At 45.2% G+C, this 17,649-nt stretch carries 16 protein-coding genes; 14 read left to right on the forward strand and 2 right to left on the reverse strand.

Annotated elements, in window-relative coordinates; translation table 11 throughout:
- Window positions 1-510 precede the first annotated feature (510 nt).
- Together BMZ28_RS13135 and BMZ28_RS13140 are read left to right on the forward strand one after the other, a co-directional pair.
- On the forward strand, window positions 511-1,803 hold the full coding sequence (locus BMZ28_RS13135) for an HlyD family secretion protein (protein WP_428480391.1): 1,293 nt from the start codon (window positions 511-513) through the stop codon (window positions 1,801-1,803).
- Window positions 1,796-3,931, forward strand: a complete 2,136-nt coding sequence (locus tag BMZ28_RS13140; RefSeq protein WP_074823852.1) for a peptidase domain-containing ABC transporter — start codon at window positions 1,796-1,798, stop codon at window positions 3,929-3,931. The genes BMZ28_RS13135 and BMZ28_RS13140 overlap by 8 nt, the downstream gene beginning before the upstream one ends.
- An 8-nt stretch (window positions 3,932-3,939) precedes the next feature.
- On the opposite strand, the gene BMZ28_RS13145 is transcribed toward BMZ28_RS13140, so the two are convergent.
- Window positions 3,940-4,206, reverse strand: a complete 267-nt coding sequence (locus tag BMZ28_RS13145) for a DksA/TraR family C4-type zinc finger protein (RefSeq protein WP_047779581.1) — start codon at window positions 4,204-4,206, stop codon at window positions 3,940-3,942.
- Window positions 4,207-4,667: 461 nt separating this feature from the next.
- Here BMZ28_RS13145 and BMZ28_RS13155 point away from each other — a divergent pair, with 461 nt between their 5' ends.
- From BMZ28_RS13155 to hemB, 11 genes are all read left to right on the forward strand, one after another.
- A complete protein-coding gene (locus BMZ28_RS13155) occupies window positions 4,668-6,407 on the forward strand; it encodes a sensor histidine kinase (RefSeq protein WP_047779583.1) in 1,740 nt (579 codons plus the stop codon).
- Window positions 6,408-6,922: 515 nt separating this feature from the next.
- Entirely contained in the window at window positions 6,923-7,456 is a 534-nt protein-coding gene (locus BMZ28_RS13160) for a DedA family protein (protein WP_047779584.1), read from the forward strand.
- 124 nt (window positions 7,457-7,580) lie between these two features.
- On the forward strand, window positions 7,581-9,089 hold the full coding sequence (gene rmuC / locus BMZ28_RS13165) for a DNA recombination protein RmuC (RefSeq protein WP_074823855.1): 1,509 nt from the start codon (window positions 7,581-7,583) through the stop codon (window positions 9,087-9,089).
- Between the two features lie 96 nt (window positions 9,090-9,185).
- The gene (gene ubiE, locus BMZ28_RS13170; protein WP_047779586.1) at window positions 9,186-9,941 is read left to right on the forward strand and encodes a bifunctional demethylmenaquinone methyltransferase/2-methoxy-6-polyprenyl-1,4-benzoquinol methylase UbiE; all 756 of its coding nucleotides are present in this window, start codon (window positions 9,186-9,188) and stop codon (window positions 9,939-9,941) included.
- Between the two features lie 12 nt (window positions 9,942-9,953).
- Entirely contained in the window at window positions 9,954-10,559 is a 606-nt protein-coding gene (gene ubiJ / locus BMZ28_RS13175; RefSeq protein ID WP_047779587.1) for a ubiquinone biosynthesis protein UbiJ, read from the forward strand.
- A complete protein-coding gene (gene ubiB, locus BMZ28_RS13180) occupies window positions 10,559-12,190 on the forward strand; it encodes a ubiquinone biosynthesis regulatory protein kinase UbiB (protein WP_047779588.1) in 1,632 nt (543 codons plus the stop codon). Before ubiJ ends, ubiB begins: the two co-directional genes overlap by 1 nt.
- Before the next feature lie 89 nt (window positions 12,191-12,279).
- A complete protein-coding gene (gene tatE / locus BMZ28_RS13185; protein ID WP_047779589.1) occupies window positions 12,280-12,555 on the forward strand; it encodes a twin-arginine translocase subunit TatE in 276 nt (91 codons plus the stop codon).
- 3 nt (window positions 12,556-12,558) lie between these two features.
- Entirely contained in the window at window positions 12,559-13,083 is a 525-nt protein-coding gene (gene tatB / locus BMZ28_RS13190) for a Sec-independent protein translocase protein TatB (RefSeq protein WP_047779590.1), read from the forward strand.
- Window positions 13,084-13,086: 3 nt separating this feature from the next.
- Window positions 13,087-13,884: a Sec-independent protein translocase subunit TatC gene (tatC, locus tag BMZ28_RS13195; protein WP_047779591.1), complete on the forward strand. Its 798-nt coding sequence runs from the start codon at window positions 13,087-13,089 to the stop codon at window positions 13,882-13,884.
- A gap of 99 nt (window positions 13,885-13,983) precedes the next feature.
- Window positions 13,984-14,766, forward strand: a complete 783-nt coding sequence (gene tatD, locus BMZ28_RS13200; RefSeq protein WP_074823857.1) for a 3'-5' ssDNA/RNA exonuclease TatD — start codon at window positions 13,984-13,986, stop codon at window positions 14,764-14,766.
- Between the two features lie 89 nt (window positions 14,767-14,855).
- The gene (gene hemB / locus BMZ28_RS13205; protein ID WP_074823860.1) at window positions 14,856-15,878 is read left to right on the forward strand and encodes a porphobilinogen synthase; all 1,023 of its coding nucleotides are present in this window, start codon (window positions 14,856-14,858) and stop codon (window positions 15,876-15,878) included.
- 308 nt (window positions 15,879-16,186) lie between these two features.
- Here hemB and rfaH read toward each other — a convergent pair whose 3' ends face one another.
- Entirely contained in the window at window positions 16,187-16,678 is a 492-nt protein-coding gene (gene rfaH, locus BMZ28_RS13210; protein ID WP_047779593.1) for a transcription/translation regulatory transformer protein RfaH, read from the reverse strand.
- A 222-nt stretch (window positions 16,679-16,900) separates the two neighbouring features.
- Between rfaH and pepE the strand changes: the two genes are divergently transcribed.
- A complete protein-coding gene (gene pepE, locus BMZ28_RS13215; RefSeq protein ID WP_047779594.1) occupies window positions 16,901-17,626 on the forward strand; it encodes a dipeptidase PepE in 726 nt (241 codons plus the stop codon).
- Window positions 17,627-17,649 lie beyond the last annotated feature (23 nt).

Here is a 17,649-nt window from a genome sequence, read left to right on the forward strand (position 1 = left end):
TATTCCGAGGCTTGATTATCTAATATCATTTTTGCAGGTTGTTTGTTTACTACGACAAGTAGATGAATACCAAAATATAAAATAATGTTTGGATAATTTAGTCTCTCGCTTCTGATAAATTCATCATTGGATACTCTGATTTTATATAAGCCTGCTACCTGATCTATTGATACATCACAGAAAGGTTATCGAATAATATACGCTGGCTTTTGGTCTTTAAACGGAAATAAATAGCAATAAACACTTTTTAGTTAAGGCTATATTTATTAATTTTATTCATAGGGGGACTTTATCCGTTCTTTATTGTTGTGCATATGGCTTCAATCTGTTCATAGAATATCTCAATAAATCATAAAATTATTAATTAATATCAATATAATAATAGTGTTATCGCTATCGTGATATGCTTTCTGCTTAATTCAGGCGCGCTAATACAACAAATAACGTTTAAAAATTTAAACAGTGAGTGCTGACGGTATGCCTCTCAGGGAATCACGTAGTTAACGGATGATGAATAGAAAACGTATTTTCCGCCAAGAGGCGATAAATAATCAAAGGCAACAGTGGGTAGGTAAAGTCTTGTTGCTATCCGGCATTCCACCATGGTTAATATCATTACTATCAACGCTGTTTATTTTGGCTTTGTTTTGTTCTCTCTATTTTTTTCACTATACCCGAAGAATAGATGTAGAAGGCGAGATTATTACTATTCCCCATTCCATCAACGTTTATTCTCCCCAGCAAGGCTATATTATCAAGACCTATATAAAAGTAGGGGATATGGTTAATAAGGGAGATCCGCTGTATGAAATAGATGTTTCTCGTACCACTAATTTAGGCAATGTGAGCGCCGGGACAAAAACCTTAATTAAAAGCCAAATTGAAAATATCGACGCAATAACCGTCAAGCTGGAAGGAAATAAACAAACAACAATAGCCAGTTTACAAAGTCAGTTGGAACAGTACCTTTCATCCCATAAAGAAACCGAGAAGCTGATTGCCAGTGCCAGAGAAGGCGTGGAGAAAATGCGTCAGGGCATGGTTAATTATGAAAGGTATCTACGCAGTGGCTTGATTAATAAAGATCAGTTGAATAATCAGTCTTATCTCTTTTATCAGCAGCAAAATGCCTATCAGGGATTGAAAAGTCAGGGCATTCAAGAGGATCTGCGAATATCTGAATTGAGAAGCCAGATATTAACGCAGTCTGCCGATTTTGATAATCAGATCTTACAGAATGAGTATCAGCGCAACGATCTACAGCGCAAAATGATTGAGTCCGATGCCGGAGACACCATTATTATCAGTGCTCAATCATCTGGTCAGGTTGAATCATTAAGCGTGACCATCGGACAGATGGTCAATGCGGGTAGCAGCCTGGCTCAGGTTAGTCCAACCCAAAATAAACAATATTACTTGCTGCTCTGGCTACCTAATAACAGTCTGCCTTACATCAAAAATGGCGATGGAATTAATATTCGCTACGATGCGTTTCCGTCTGAAAAATTTGGCCAGTTTCCCGGTCAAATCGATACCATCTCCTATATACCGGCATCCCGCGAGGAATTAGCCCTGTATACCAGTAGTCCGGTTAAAAATCCTAATGAACCTACAGAAAACTTCTATAAGGTTTTGGTTGCCATCAAAGACACCAGCTTTAGTGACAAAGGAAAGCAGATGCAGCTCTCTAGCGGACTGAAAGCCAGAGTCATCGTGTTTCTGGATAAAAGACCGCTTTATGAATGGATGTTTATTCCTTTTTACGGCATCAAAAATAGTGTGGTTGGACCGATAAATGAATAACTCTCTATTCGAGTACATTAATAAGCGACTCAGCTTTAGTTTATGTAAAAAGGTACCGCAAATATTACAAACGGAATCATCCGAATGTGGACTTGCCTGTTTGGCTATGGTGTCCGGGTATTATGGTCTGAATATTGATTTATTTAATTTACGCCAGCAGTTTGGTATTTCGACTCAGGGAGCCACCCTTAACCTGATTAATCAAATAGCGGCTGAACTGGGGTTAAAAACCCGGTCGTTGGCGCTGGATATTGATGAAATCAAACAGCTAAAAAGGCCCTGTATATTACACTGGAATATGAACCACTTCGTGGTATTGGTGGCGGTCAGAAGGTCATCATTTATTATTCACGATCCGGCTTTTGGTCGACGCGTTATCGGGATTCAGGAGTTATCAAACAGCTTTACCGGCGTGGCGCTTGAACTATGGCAGGACAATAAATTTGAGAAGAAAACCCAAACCACTCGGGTGAAGTTGATCGAGCTGTTAAAAAACATAGCCGGTTTGAAAGGGGCGTTAACTAAAATATTTTTCCTGTCGGTGGTGGTTGAGGCAATCAATCTATTGCTACCGGTCGGTACTCAGTTGGTGACCGACCATGTTATTCAAGCCAGAGATCATAGCTTGCTGTCGGTTATCTGTATTGGCCTGCTGCTCTTTCTACTATTTCGAACCTTTGTCAGTATGATTCGCGCCTGGATATCATTGGTTATTGGGACATTAATTGATATCCAATGGAAAAGTTCTCTGTTCGATCATCTGATGAAATTGCCGCTGGAGTTTTTTGAGAAAAGAAAGCTGGGGGATATTCAATCTCGTTTCGGTTCCCTTGATTCAATCAGAAGCACCTTTACCAACAGTCTGGTGGGGGGAATGATTGATAGCATCATGGTTGTTGGTCTGATTACGATGATGTCGTTTTATGGCGGCTGGTTGGTTTGGGTGGTTATCGGCTTTACCGTGGTGTACTCCATTTTGCGTTTTGCGACCTATAACTATTACCGGCAGCTATCTGAAGAACAGATCGTGAAAGGGGCCAAATCTAGCTCTCATTTTATGGAAACCCTGTATGGTATTTCAACGATAAAAGCGCTGGGTATCGATAAAAAACGGTCTAACTTTTGGTTGAATCTGAATATTGATAAAGCCAACTCCAATATAAAACTCACTCGTTTTGATATGCTGTTTTCCGGTATCAATACTTTTCTGTCGACGCTCGATCAAATTACCATGCTTTGGTTAGGTGCATTGATGGTGATTGAGAATAGTATGACGCTGGGGATGTTTATGGCGTTTAATGCTTATCGCGGCCAGTTTTCCGATCGTTCCAGCAATTTGATTAACCTAATAATGCAGCTCAGAATGTTGTCTCTGCACAATGAGCGTATTTCCGATATTGTGTTCACCGAAGCGGAGAAAGAGATGCCGGAACGGCAGGTTTTCCAGACCGGTGAGGCGATCCCTTTCGAAATTAGAAACCTGTCTTTTCAGTATGACTCCTTATCCAAGCCGATATTTGAAGATTTCAACCTGAAGGTGGAACCTGGTGAAAGCGTGGCTATTGTTGGGCAGTCCGGTGTAGGGAAGACCACTTTGCTTAAGGTCATGTCTGGCCTGTTAAATCCCGTCTGCGGTGAGATATTCATTGGTGGACTGGATATTCATAAGATTGGTTTGAATAACTATAGAAATGCTATCTCCTGCGTCTTACAAGAGGATAAGCTGTTTTCTGGTTCGATAGCCGATAACATCTCGGGCTTTGACCTGCAATTAGATCGAGAGCTGCTGATTGATTGTGCAGTGTATAGCAATATACATGAAGAAATCATGAGTATGTCGATGGGATATGAGACGTTAATTGGTGAACTGGGTACCGGTCTGTCTGGCGGACAAAAGCAGCGGTTATTTATTGCCAGAGCGCTTTACCGCAAACCTAATATTATCTTTATGGACGAAGCCACCAGCCATTTGGATTTAGATAACGAAGCGTTTATCAATAATTCCATATCGCAGCTTAATATTACCCGTATTATTGTTGCCCACCGTCCTTCGACCATTGCTTCCGCTGATAGGGTGGTGACTTTGGGCAATAGCATGATGGATACAGAGCCCTTAGAAGGGGAATAGTGCCGGTATTATCTTAGCTGACTGTCTTTACTTCCCCGGCGGTTATAGCCAGCTTGCGGCAGGCTTTTCTTATCCAGTTGATTCTGGCAGGCAAGGCAATATCTGACGCCCGGTAGCGCCTGGCGTCTTGCTTCCGCAATGGGTTCTCCGCACTCGGCACAGTGCGTCGCGCTTTCGCCATGATTAAGCTGCGAGCGGGCTTTGGCCACCGCATCAGAAATGGTGCTGTCAATTTGATCCTGAACCGCCCCGTCAGCCGCCCATCCACTTGCCATGATAAAACCTCCTACAGAGCTGATGGTGGAAATGATGATGTGCTCTTATTAATACTATGGAGGCTATTTATTGGCATGCAAGAATTATGGTTATTTATTCATCTAATATGGATTTAATTTATTGATATTTAAAAACAAATAAAATAATTCGATTTTTATCCAAATTTTGATAAAAAAGAGCTTTACAGATGGTATTGATAATGATTATTATTTACATGTTTTCAAGGGGCGGTCATTCATGCCCACCTCGGGAAAGCACGACATTGCTCACATTGCTTCCAGTGTTTATTTTAGCCAGCCTTGCGCTGGCTTTTTTTTATTCCGGTTTTGAACGTCCGTCGCTGATTCGATTGAAACAGGGCATTGCTATCGCTAAATGTGGGAAATTTGCCGGAATATAGGCGGATAGTGGTAGAATAGCGGCGGTATTACGCCATCAGCAACCCAGAGAAACATTCGTCATGGACATCAAACAGATCGACCTCATTTTTTCGTTATTACAGCAAATGTGCGTCTATTTGGTGATTGCTTATCTGTTAAGTAAAACCCCGCTGTTTATTCCATTGATGCAGATTACTATTCGTTTACCTCACAAATTACTGTGTTACTTCACCTTTTCCATGTTCTGTATTATGGGCACCTATTTTGGTTTGCAAATCGATGACTCGATTGCCAATACTCGAGCGATGGGAGCAGTATTAGGGGGAGTGCTGGGTGGGCCGTCTGTCGGCTTCTTTGTTGGTTTGACCGGGGGGATACATCGTTATTCTCTTGGCGGGATGACCGCCATGGCATGTATGTTGTCAACCATCGTTGAAGGATTGGTTGGCGGATTACTGCACCGTTATCTGGTTCGCCATAATCGCATGGATTTACTGTTTCAGCCTTTAACGGTGGGCGCTATTACGCTGTTTGCCGAAGCCCTGCAAATGCTGATTATTTTATTAGTTGCCCGGCCATTCTCTCAGGCTTTGCATTTGGTTAATGATATTGCTTTACCCATGATGATTGCTAATACCGTAGGGGCGGCAATGTTTATGCGCATTTTGCTGGATCGGCGGGCAATTTTTGAAAAATATACCACCGCCTTTTCAGCTAAAGCCTTGCAGATAGCAGCCCGCTCGGAGGGAGTGTTGAGGCAGGGCTTTGACCAGAAAAACAGTATGCGGGTGGCGCGAATACTGTATGAGGAATTAGGCGTTGGCGCGGTTGCGATCACCGATCGTGAGAAACTGCTGGCCTTTATCGGCATTGGTGACGATCACCATTTAGCGGGTGCGCCGATCACTTCACACCATACCCATAAAGCGATTGAAAACAATCAGGTGGTGTATGCGGATGGTAACGAAGTGCATTATGCCTGTTCAATCACGCCTAATTGTAAGTTAGGTTCGACGTTGGTTATCCCCTTACGCGGAGCGGAACGAACGGTTATTGGTACCATTAAACTCTATGAGCCAAAGACCCGTTTGTTTTCATCCATTAATCGCACGCTGGGAGAAGGGATTGCCCATTTGCTATCGGCACAGATTCTGACCGGTACGCTGGATCAGCAAAAACAATTGTTATCCCAGTCGGAAATAAAATTGCTGCATGCACAGGTTAATCCCCACTTTCTGTTTAATACATTGAATACGTTGTCGGCAGTGATTCGAAAAGACCCCGGTCACGCTCGACGGCTGGTTCTTTCGTTATCTACCTTCTTTCGTAAGAACCTGAAGCGTAGCAATGATGTGGTTAGCCTAAGTGATGAGTTGGAGCATATTAACGCCTATTTGGAAATAGAGAAGGCGCGCTTTGCTGACCGATTAACCGTTGAAATTGATATTCCTGACGTTTTATTGCCTTTATCTCTGCCGGCATTTTCACTACAGCCGATTGTAGAAAATGCCATTAAGCATGGGACCTCCCAGATGTTGACGACAGGGTGTATCACGATTAAAGGCCATCATGAAGTTTCAGATATGGCTCATCAGTCATTGGTTCTGACGGTAGAAGATAATGCCGGACTTTACCAGCCTCGCCCCAATGGTGATGGATTAGGGATGAGTCTGGTCGACCGGCGTATTAAAGGCCGATATGGCTATGATTACGGTATCAAGGTTGAAAGTGAGTTTGAGAGTTTCACCAGAGTCGTGATTCGGGTACCTATTATTACCGCCGGAAATGATGAGCTTTTTGAAAGTCGCCCAACCGCTTAAGTAACATTTTTGACCGCTTAACGGGCTAAGCAACCGCTTATATATAATTAACTGTATCGTTTTTTACAAACGGGTATGGTGGTGCTCTGGAAACTCTCTCAGGGAGTGGCAGCATAAAGTTAATGGTTACTGCTGGTCGGTGGAATAGCTATTCCACGCTTGATGAAAAGGTATCGATATGTAGACCTCTATCGTGCTGTTGGCATTGCTTTTTGCCATCCTGTTTTTTCTGCTCCGTTAAAATATCGCTATCCTTTACATCATCAAGATGAAAGGGCTATCGATGGGAACGTAACGGCTAATGCTTAATCCTATATAAGTTAGTCGGTCTTCGAGTGGTAAAGCCGGGCAATATGCCCGGCTTTTTTATGGTTCTTAAGTAAAGTATCAGTGAGCTTTTGCTATTTTTTATTATTGCGGGGCGTTTTAATCCTACAATGTATAAAAATCAAAAGAGTATTGATTTTAGCGCGGGTTCTCTTGCTAAATGTATCAATTGCACGGGGAGCATTAGCATGACACTTGACCATATCATTAGCCTTACCATGAATTTTGTCCGTAACCATCAAGTATGGGGGCCACCAATTGTCTTTTTTTTGGCATTTGGCGAATCCATTGCTTTCCTTTCCCTGCTAATTCCGGCCACGGTGATCTTGATTGGCATCGGTGCGATTATCGGTGAAAGTGGTATTACTTTTTGGCCCCTGTGGGTGGCGGCTTCAGCCGGTGCATTTTTTGGCGATTGGATTTCCTACTGGTTTGGTCGGCACTACAAAGAAAAGGTGGCGGAAATGTGGCCGTTATCGCGCAATCCGCAGATGCTGGTACGCGGCCAGCACTTTTTTGATCGTTGGGGAACCGTTGGGGTCTTTATCGGGCGTTTCTTTGGTCCGTTGCGTGCAACCGTCCCTTTGGTGGCCGGCATCTGTGATATGCCCTCCAAGCCGTTTCAAGCGGTTAACCTCTCTTCGGCAATTCTATGGGGTTTTCTGATGTTAGCGCCCGGTGCCTTTGGTTTGCAGTGGATCACCCATTATTTGAGTTTTTAAACCGGACTTGTTTGATGATTATGCGAACAGTTAAGCAAAGCGCGATAAAACGGTCTGGACATTTATACAGTATTCTCTTACTTTTAACGCTTATTGAATAGCAACGCCAACATCCGGAGGCGCGGTGGATAGCAGCTTAATAATGATTATGGCCGCAGGTGTCGCAGGGCTAATCGTGGGCGGACTGGTTTCGGTGCTTTATAGCCAACGGCATAATCTGCAACAGGAAAGCCAAATTACATTATTAAAGTCTCAGCTTGATCAAGCCTGGTCTGAGAATGATGAGCTAGTGGCTGAGCGACAAAAACAGCGTCAGGAACTCCAACAGGGTCAGCTGGAACTGCGTGATACGCTGGCTCGTTTAGCCGCGCTACAGGAAAAGTCGCAGCAGCAGCTATTGTGGCATGAAGAGTGTGAACGTTTAAATCAGGAACTACGTAGTCTGCAAGGCATTAATAATGCATTGGAAGTTGAACTACGTGAAATGTCGACCCGCCTTGAAGAAACGCGTTTTGCCGCAGAAGAAAAACAGCGCCTGCTGATTAACAGTGAGCAGCGTTTAACCGTGCAGTTTGAAAATTTAGCTAACCGCATTTTTGACCAAAGCGGCCGCAAGGTTGACGAGCAAAATAGACAAAGTTTGGATCGACTATTGGTTCCTTTGTGTGAGCAACTGGACGGGTTTCGCCGTCAGGTTCAGGATAGCTATGGGCAGGAAGCGCGGGAGCGTCATACCTTGACCCATGAGATTCGCAATTTGCAGCAGTTGAATGCCCAAATGGCTCGCGAAGCCCTGAACTTAACCAAAGCCCTGAAAGGGGATAATAAAACCCAAGGTAACTGGGGCGAAGTGGTGCTCAGTCGGGTGCTTGAAGCATCGGGGCTGCGTGAAGGCTACGAATATCGGACCCAAGTGAATATTCGTGGCGAAGAGGGAAATCGGCAACAGCCGGACGTGATTGTTAATCTTCCACAGGGAAAAGATGTGGTTATTGACGCTAAAATGTCGCTGGTGAGCTACGAGCGTTATTTTAACAGTGAAGATGAGCAAGAACGGGCCCAAGCGATTAATGAACACGTTGCCTCTGTCCGATCGCATATTCGCCTGCTGGGGCGTAAAGACTATCAGCAACTGCCAGGATTACGCTCTTTAGATTATGTGTTGATGTTTATTCCGGTAGAACCAGCATTTTTATTGGCTATCGATCGTCAGCCAGAATTAATCAGCGAGGCGCTACAGCAAAATATTATGTTAGTGAGTCCGACGACATTATTGGTGGCGTTGAGGACGATCAGTAACTTATGGCGTTATGAACATCAGAGCCAGAACGCTCAGCAAATTGCCGATCGCGCTGCGCGGCTTTATGACAAACTAAGACTGTTTATTGATGATATGATGTCACTCGGCCTTAGTTTGGATAAGGCCCATGATAATTACCGGCAGGCGATGAATAAGCTATCTCAAGGAAGGGGTAACGTTATCGGTCAAGTGGAGGGCTTCCGCGCGTTAGGGGTTGAAGTCAAACGGCCGATAAATCCGACGATATCGGAGCCAGCTGTCGCTGAATCGTTATCAGAAATACCGAATAATATTACCTTGTCAGAGCATTCTGCTGATATTCCCAAAGAATAGCAAAAAAGAGTTAGTGGGTGGGTATGTTTCAAGGGGTTTCTGGTAAACTGAGCCGATTTTAATTCTTATTACCAACTATTGAACCAGGCTATAAAAATGATGAAGGATTCGCAGGAAACAACACATTTTGGTTTCCGCACGATCGAAAAAGATGAAAAAGTGGCGATGGTTGCGGAAGTTTTCCACTCTGTGGCGTCTAAATATGATTTGATGAACGATCTAATGTCATTTGGTATCCATCGTATATGGAAGCGCTTTACTATTGATTGCAGCGCCGTTCGTGAAGGGCAAAAAGTGCTCGATTTAGCCGGTGGTACCGGTGACCTGACGGCTAAGTTTTCGCGTTTAGTTGGCGAAAAAGGCGAAGTGGTACTGGCTGACATTAACGATTCTATGCTGAAAATGGGGCGTTCTAAACTGCGTGACATGGGCATTGTTGGTAATGTGAACTATGTACAAGCGAATGCTGAAGCGTTGCCTTTCCCGGATGATTACTTTGATTGCATTACCATTTCCTTTGGGCTGCGTAATGTCACCGATAAAGATAAAGCCTTAAGATCGATGTTCCGAGTTTTAAAGCCAGGCGGTCGCCTGCTGGTATTAGAGTTTTCTAAGCCGGTGGTTAAGCTACTGAATACCGCTTATGACGCATACTCTTTCCACGTATTACCGAAAATCGGTGAAATGATCACCCGCGATGCGGATAGCTATCGCTATTTGGCCGAGTCTATCCGTATGCATCCCGATCAGGATACCTTAAAAGGGATGATGGAAGAGGCGGGTTTTGACAATGTTAACTACTTTAACCTGACCGGCGGTATTGTCGCATTGCACCGTGGTTTTAAGTTTTAACAAAGGATTGCTATGTTGTTTGTTCCCTTGATTGCCGGCGTGATTGAGACTTCGCTTAACAGTTTGCTCTTTCGCGATCGCAGTATGCAGTCGGTTAGCCACAGGCTGGCAGGTAAGACGTTAAAGTTGAGTCTGCAAGAGCTGTCGACGTCTTTGACGCTGGTGTTTAGCATTAATCATATTGATGTTGTCAGTCAGTGGGAACAACCGGCTGATTGTACTCTGCTCACTCGCTTGCCGATTCTGTTTTCTCTGCGCGATCGCCAGCGCCTTTCGGCGCTGCTTCGAGACGGAGAGGTGGTGGTTGATGGTGATATGCAGGTCATACAGCAGTTTGTCACGCTTATCGATCTCGCTGAATGGGATCCCGCTGAGTGGCTGTCACCGTATATTGGTGATGTTGCAGCAGAGACGCTAAGCCAAGGGGTTCAGTCCGGTGTTCGAAAAATTCAGCAATGGACTCATCACCAACAGGATTATCTGGCTCAGGCAGTGACTGAAGAATGGCGTTTGGCTCCGAGCAAGTTGGAAGTGCTGCACTTTAGCGATCAAGCGGAAATGTTAAATCAACAGGTCGAATCTCTGGCCAAAAGAATAGAGAAGCTGGAGAAAGCCTGATGACCCCGTCTGAATTATTTCGTTTGTATGCCATTATTCGCGTTTTCCTGACCCATGGTCTGGATGAGTTAATCCCTAAGATGCGCTTAACCTGGCCGCTGAGAATGTGGTGCCGCTCACTGTTCTGGATGAAAAATAAATACCCGGATAAACCATTAGGCGAACGTTTGCGCTTGGCATTACAGTCTTTAGGCCCGGTATGGATTAAGTTTGGCCAGATGATGTCTACGCGCCGAGACCTTTTTCCACCGGTGATTGCAGACCAATTAGCGCTATTGCAGGATCAGGTTGCACCGTTTGACGGTGAGCTGGCTCGTCAGCAGATTGAAACTGCAATGGGCGGTAAGCTGGAGCAGTGGTTTGATGATTTTGAACCACAAGCTTTGGCGTCGGCTTCTATTGCTCAGGTACATACCGCAGTGCTCAAAAGCAACGGCCGGGAAGTGGTGCTAAAAGTGATTCGCCCGGATATTAAACCGGTTATAGAAGCGGATATTCGCCTGATGTATCGCATTGCTGGTTGGGTACCGAAACTGTTGCCCGATGGCCGTCGCCTGCGCCCGCGTGAAGTGGTACGTGAGTATGAAAAGACCCTGTTGGATGAGTTAAATCTGCTGCGTGAAGCGGCAAATACCATTCAGTTGCGCCGTAATTTTGATGGCAGCCCGATGCTTTATGTGCCTGAAATTTTCACCGATTATTGTCGTGAAAATGTGCTGGTTATGGAGCGTATTTATGGCATCCCGGTATCGGATATTGAAGCGCTGGAAGCTAACGGCACCAACATGAAAATGTTGGCTGAACGTGGTGTTCAGGTGTTTTTTACGCAGGTATTCCGCGACAGCTTTTTCCATGCGGATATGCATCCCGGCAATATTTTTGTCAGCTATTCTACTCCTGAAAATCCACAATATATCGGTATTGACTGTGGCATCGTCGGTTCTCTAAGTAAAGATGATAAACGCTATTTAGCCGAGAATTTCATCGCCTTCTTTAACCGGGATTACCGTAAAGTTGCTGAACTACACGTGGATTCCGGCTGGGTACCGCCGGATACTAACGTTGAAGATTTTGAGTTTGCTATTCGTACCGTATGTGAACCTATTTTTGAAAAGCCGCTGGAGGAGATATCCTTTGGTCACGTGCTGTTGAATCTGTTTAATACCGCTCGTCGGTTTAATATGGAGGTTCAGCCACAGCTGGTTCTGCTACAAAAAACGTTGCTGTATATCGAAGGATTGGGGCGTCAGCTGTACCCGCAGTTAGATCTGTGGACCACCGCGAAACCGTTCCTTGAATCATGGATGCGCGATCAGGTTGGTATTCCTGCGTTATTCCGTACCCTGAAGGAAAAAGCGCCTTACTGGATAGAAAAATTACCGGAATTACCGGAATTGTTTTATGACAGTTTGCGACAGCACAAAGAATTACAGAGCAGTATTGATAAACTGAGAACTCAGCTTTATACCCGGCAGGGGAAGCAAAATCAGTCACGTTACCTTTTTGGGGTAGGTGCTACACTGTTGGTAAGTGCTACAATTTTGTTCGTTAGCCATATTCCCGTTTGGCCAGCATGTTTGGCTGGTGCCGGAATCGCTTCCTGGCTGATTGGCTGGATTAAAGCGGCTTAAACAAATTTATTACTACAGCTTGATGAAACTGCCGTATACTTGTCGGCGATCACAAAATTAACCCGCTATCTAATGAAGAGGCATATCACATGGGTGGAATTAGCATTTGGCAATTACTGATTATTGTAGCGATTGTCGTATTGTTGTTCGGAACGAAGAAACTGCGTACCCTCGGCTCCGATCTTGGCGCATCCGTCAAAGGCTTCAAGAAAGCCATGAGCGACGATGAGACCACTTCTGCAAACACTGCAAATAAAGAAGAAACTCAGAAAGACGCTGATTTTGAAGTGAAATCTATTCCAGAGCAGCAACAGCCTGAAGCTAAAGCTGAAGAACAAAAGAGTCAGAATAAAGAGCAGGTATAATCCGTGTTCGATATTGGATTTGGTGAAATTGTACTGGTATTGATCATCGGACTGATTGTTCTCGGCCCGGAGCGGTTACCGGTAGCGGTAAGAACGGTGACTGGCTGGATTAGAGCAATGCGTTCTCTGGCCTCATCGGTACAAAATGAGCTTACTCAGGAACTGAAGCTACAAGAGCTAAAAGAAAGCCTGAAGAAAGCTGAACAAGCGGGTCTGCAAAATTTGTCTCCGGAGCTTAAGGCTTCTATGGATGAATTAAAAGAGATGGCCAGCGGGATGAAGCGCAACATCCAGAGCGATCTTAATAGTGCTGCCGAGTCTTTTGACAAGCCACCATCTCCTTCTCCAGACGCTGTAGCGACGGATAAAGCAGATACGGCCGCGAATGATACCGTGGCGAATAACAGCAAAGTACCTCCTGTTAACGCTGTTGCAGACGTTACTACACCGACTGTTGATGTGGCCGTTAAGTCAGTACAGCCGGAATCGGTCTCCGTACCCTCTAATAAACCTGATAGCGAAAAATAATCCATGGCAGTAGAAGATACCCAACCGCTTATCAGCCATTTGATTGAATTACGTTCCCGCCTGTTACGTTCGATGGTGTGTATCATCACGATTTTTCTGGCGCTGCTCTATTTTTCAAATGATATTTATCACATGGTGTCGGCACCATTGATGGATCAATTGCCGAAAGGCGCAAGCATGATTGCTACTGATGTGGCATCGCCATTTCTGACGCCTATCAAGCTAACGCTAATTGTGTCGGTCTTTATCTCTGCACCATATATTCTGTATCAAGTATGGTCGTTTATTGCGCCAGCGCTGTATAAGCACGAACGTCGTTTGATGATGCCCCTGTTGTTCTCCAGTACGGGGTTGTTCTATCTGGGAATGGCCTTTGCTTATTTCGTGGTCTTTCCGCTGGCGTTTGGCTTCTTTGTCAAAACGGCACCAGAAGGGATATTGATTTCCACCGATATCAATAATTACCTGAACTTTGTGATGGCGCTGTTTTTTGCTTTTGGCGTATCGTTTGAAGTACCCGTTGCCATTATCCTGCTGTGTTGGAGTGGGGTCACTACGCCAGATGACTTGAAGAAAAAGCGTCCTTATATCATCGTCGGTGCTTTTGTGGTCGGGATGTTATTAACGCCACCGGATGTGTTCTCACAGACGTTATTGGCGATACCCATGTGCATCCTGTTTGAGATCGGCGTGTTCTTTGCCCGCTTTTATGTTGGTAAAGGCCGCAAAAAACAGCGCGATCAGGATGACGATGATGATGAAACCCGCTCGGATGAAGGTGACGAAAAGCCTTCAGCCTGATGGATAATCCATAATTCTGATTTAAGCCGCCTTTCTTGGCGGCTTATGTTTTTATATAACACCAAAGGATAGCGGTGTTTAATCAGCAGGAGAAAAGTGATGTTTGATATTGGCGTCAACTTGACTAACCGACAGTTTGCTCAGGATCGGCATGAAGTCGTGAGTCGAGCAAAAGTGGCGGGTGTTAACGGTATGCTGATTACGGGGACGTCTTTAAAAGAGAGTTTGGCGGCCAATCAGTTATCCGATCACTATCCTGATTACTGCTGGAGTACGGCTGGCGTTCACCCCCATGACGCTTCTGGCTGGTCTGAATCATGCGCTCAGCAAATTTATCAGTTAGCGGCGAAAACCAATGTGGTTGCTATTGGTGAATGCGGTCTAGATTTTAATCGTAATTTTTCAACGCCTGAGCAGCAGGAACTGGCGTTTAACGCCCAGTTAGCCATGGCTGCCGAGCTGGGTATGCCGCTGTTTTTACATTGCCGAGATGCCTATCCGCGTTTTATTGAACTGCTTCGTCCTTGGTTACCGAAAATACCGGCGGCGGTGGTTCACTGTTTTACCGATAACCGTCAGGCTCTTGAAGCGTATTTAGCATTAGATTTATACATCGGCGTGACGGGTTGGGTCTGTGATGAACGGCGTGGTCAGGAATTACGCGAACTGGTGCCGTTGATCCCGGCGGATAAATTATTGCTGGAAACCGATGCGCCTTATTTGTTACCGCGTGATTTAACGCCAAAGCCCACTTCACGGCGTAACGAACCAGCTTATCTGGCTCATGTATTGCAGCAGGTGGCTATTCTGCGTGGTGATGATGCGGCTGAGTTAGGTGAAACAACGCAGAAAAATGCCTATCGGCTGTTGGGATTACGTTGAGTCATCGCTGTTGAAGCGTATGATAGGTTTGAGAGATAAAATTGTCGGGCCAAGTTCCCGTCAAGAGCACAGAACAGAGGAGAACTTTTGTGAGCTATATTATTCCGGGTGCTTTTCCTGAACGCCGACTGCGTCGGGTTCGTTACCATGATTTTAGCCGTCGCTTGGTTTCTGAGAATCAGTTGACGGTTAACGATTTGATTTATCCGGTATTTATCATGGAAGGCGAAAATCGCCGTCAGGATGTCCCTTCTATGCCGGGCGTTAGTCGAATGACTATCGATATTTTGGTTAAAGAAGCGGAAGAGTTGGCTAAGTTGGGCGTGCCGGTTCTTTCTCTGTTCCCGGTTATTGAAGCCGATCTTAAAACCCTGCATGCTGAAGAAGCTTATAATTCGCAGGGTCTGGTTCCTCGCGCGATTCGTGCTTTAAAGCAGGCAGTACCTGAGTTGGGTATCTTAACCGACGTAGCCCTTGACCCGTATACGGTACACGGTCAGGACGGTATTATCGACGAAGATGGCTATGTGATTAACGATATTACCAAAGAGATTCTGGTGCGTCAGGCCATGTGCCATGCCGCTGCCGGTGCGGATATTGTTGCCCCAAGCGATATGATGGATGGGCGTATTAGCGCGATTCGCCAGCAGCTGGAAGCGCAAAACCTGGTGAATACCCAGATTATGGCTTACTCCGCAAAATATGCCTCTTGCTACTATGGCCCTTTCCGCGATGCGGTAGGTTCCAGCGGTAATCTGAAAGGGGGCAATAAGAAAACCTATCAGATGGATCCGGCAAACAGTAATGAAGCCTTGCAGGAAGTGGCTCAGGATCTGCAAGAAGGGGCGGATATGGTGATGGTTAAACCGGGAATGCCTTATCTGGATGTGGTTCGTCAGGTAAAAGATACCTTTGGTGTGCCGACTTTTGCCTATCAGGTTTCTGGCGAATACGCGATGCATATGGCTGCTTTCCAGAACGGCTGGCTACAGGAAAAACCTGCGGTGATGGAATCCTTACTCTGCTTTAAACGTGCTGGCGCAGATGGCGTACTAACCTACTTTGCTAAGCGTGTGGCTCAATGGCTGCATGATGATGCTATGCGTCGTTAATAGTGGATGCCTGAAAAGTTATATGATTGCCATGAAACGGTTGGCAACTTCAAGGATGTTAATCGGAGGGAGAGACGGGCTGGGGGTCGTAGCAGCTTTAGCTGCCGGAGTGCCCGTAGCCCGGCTAGGCCCGACGCACGTCTAAGCTAATACAGGTGCCCTCCCGGCCGAACATGAGGGCGATGTGAGCATAGGGCTTTTTACGGCCGGAATATCCACTGGTATCGAAAAACACGTTTGGTATTGATCTCATGGCCGCGAATATCGCGGCCACTATTTTATTAACTCGTTCTAAACTACGCTAAACATCAATCGCGTTTCTCAAACTGTGTATTACTGATCTTATGTTCAACTTTCTGATTGATTAGGTTCAACAGCAGAATAGAGCGGGTTTCGCCATCGGGTTCGGCGTAAATCGCCTCCAGCCCTTCGAAAATCCCTTCGGTAATAATCACCGTGTCGCCGCTTTTTGGTAGGCTAGGATCGCTGACCTGTTGCTTAGGTTGCATCATCAGGCTTTTAATCAAACTGAATGGCACGGTAACCGGCATTTTACCAAAGCGAATAAAATGGCTAACCCCGCGGGTGGCGCTGATGGTGGTGGTATGAATTCTTTCCGGATCCAACTCAATAAACAGATAATTCGGGAACAGAGGCTCATCAAGGATGACCTTTTTACCACGAACAATTTTTTCTACCTGATAGGTAGGACTAAAGCTGGGAACATCCTGTCGTTGGAGATGCTCTTGAGCGCGCGTAAGCTGTCCGCGTTTACAGTAGAGTAGATACCAAGATTCCATTAATTATACGCCTAGTAATAATTCGCATTAAGGATAGCAAAACCGTTTAGCAATAAACATAAGCATCGGGGATTTAGTCGATTAATCTGAATATTAGGATTATGCTGGGAATCATTATCAATAATTGTTTCAATCTAAATAGTAATCGATCACAGTAAACGTGAGCGTTTTCCTGTATAAATAGCGTGTTAATAACTAAATAAAGAAACAGAGGTGGTTGAAATGGAAGCAATATTGTTGAGCAACGGTAAAACATCCGGTGACGCAGAATTGTTAGGTTACGCTAAAAAACAGATCCTGACAGTATTGGCGTCTCGGAAGGTTTCCAAAGCAATATTAATTCCTTATGCCCTGATTCGTAGTGATTATGACGATCGCGCTCGTGATCTGGAAAAGAGTTTAGGTATTTCCGTCACCAGCATCCATCATTTTGATAAACCAGCAGAAGCCATTGCACAGGCAGAATGCATTATCATCAGTGGTGGTAATACCTGGATGTTGAATCAGATGCTGCATGAGAAAGATTTAATTGTGCCTATCCAGCGCGCAGTACGTGAACGCGAAGTTCCCTATATTGGTTGGAGCGCAGGCTGTAACGTAGCATGTCCATCGATCAGAACAACCAACGATATGCCAGTACGTAGCAGCGTAGTATTACCGTCGCTGGGATTGTTCCCGGTACAGATTAACCCTCACTATATCGACGCGCACCTGAGCGGTCATATGGGCGAGAGCCGTGACGAACGTATTGCCGAATTTTGTGCGGTTAACCCAACAGAGTCCGTGGTTGCGTTACGTGAAGGAAGCTTGCTGCAAATTTCGGGTAACACACTGAGTTATTTCAGCGCCAAAGATCAGGGGTTCAAAATCTTTCGTCACGGTCAGGAAATCACTGAGCATTTTGACACCACTGCACTGAATTCATTAGTGCCTTTTACCTGCAGCTAAGCGCAAAGTTAGGGAAACCTTTC

Source organism: Pragia fontium DSM 5563 = ATCC 49100, assembly GCF_900112475.1.
Lineage (GTDB): Bacteria > Pseudomonadota > Gammaproteobacteria > Enterobacterales > Enterobacteriaceae > Pragia > Pragia fontium.

What these genes read in the sequence shown, in the direction of transcription:
- tatC (WP_047779591.1), top strand. Translation starts at nt 13,087, where the DNA reads ATGGCAGTAGAAGATACCCAACCGCTTATCAGCCATTTGATTGAATTA.
- BMZ28_RS13160 (WP_047779584.1), top strand. Translation starts at nt 6,923, where the DNA reads ATGACACTTGACCATATCATTAGCCTTACCATGAATTTTGTCCGTAAC.
- BMZ28_RS13140 (WP_074823852.1), top strand. Translation starts at nt 1,796, where the DNA reads ATGAATAACTCTCTATTCGAGTACATTAATAAGCGACTCAGCTTTAGT.
- ubiE (WP_047779586.1), top strand. Translation starts at nt 9,186, where the DNA reads ATGATGAAGGATTCGCAGGAAACAACACATTTTGGTTTCCGCACGATC.
- ubiB (WP_047779588.1), top strand. Translation starts at nt 10,559, where the DNA reads ATGACCCCGTCTGAATTATTTCGTTTGTATGCCATTATTCGCGTTTTC.
- pepE (WP_047779594.1), top strand. Translation starts at nt 16,901, where the DNA reads ATGGAAGCAATATTGTTGAGCAACGGTAAAACATCCGGTGACGCAGAA.
- tatE (WP_047779589.1), top strand. Translation starts at nt 12,280, where the DNA reads ATGGGTGGAATTAGCATTTGGCAATTACTGATTATTGTAGCGATTGTC.
- tatD (WP_074823857.1), top strand. Translation starts at nt 13,984, where the DNA reads ATGTTTGATATTGGCGTCAACTTGACTAACCGACAGTTTGCTCAGGAT.
- ubiJ (WP_047779587.1), top strand. Translation starts at nt 9,954, where the DNA reads ATGTTGTTTGTTCCCTTGATTGCCGGCGTGATTGAGACTTCGCTTAAC.
- BMZ28_RS13145 (WP_047779581.1), bottom strand. Translation starts at nt 4,206, where the DNA reads ATGGCAAGTGGATGGGCGGCTGACGGGGCGGTTCAGGATCAAATTGAC.
- BMZ28_RS13155 (WP_047779583.1), top strand. Translation starts at nt 4,668, where the DNA reads ATGGACATCAAACAGATCGACCTCATTTTTTCGTTATTACAGCAAATG.
- rfaH (WP_047779593.1), bottom strand. Translation starts at nt 16,678, where the DNA reads ATGGAATCTTGGTATCTACTCTACTGTAAACGCGGACAGCTTACGCGC.
- BMZ28_RS13135 (WP_428480391.1), top strand. Translation starts at nt 511, where the DNA reads ATGAATAGAAAACGTATTTTCCGCCAAGAGGCGATAAATAATCAAAGG.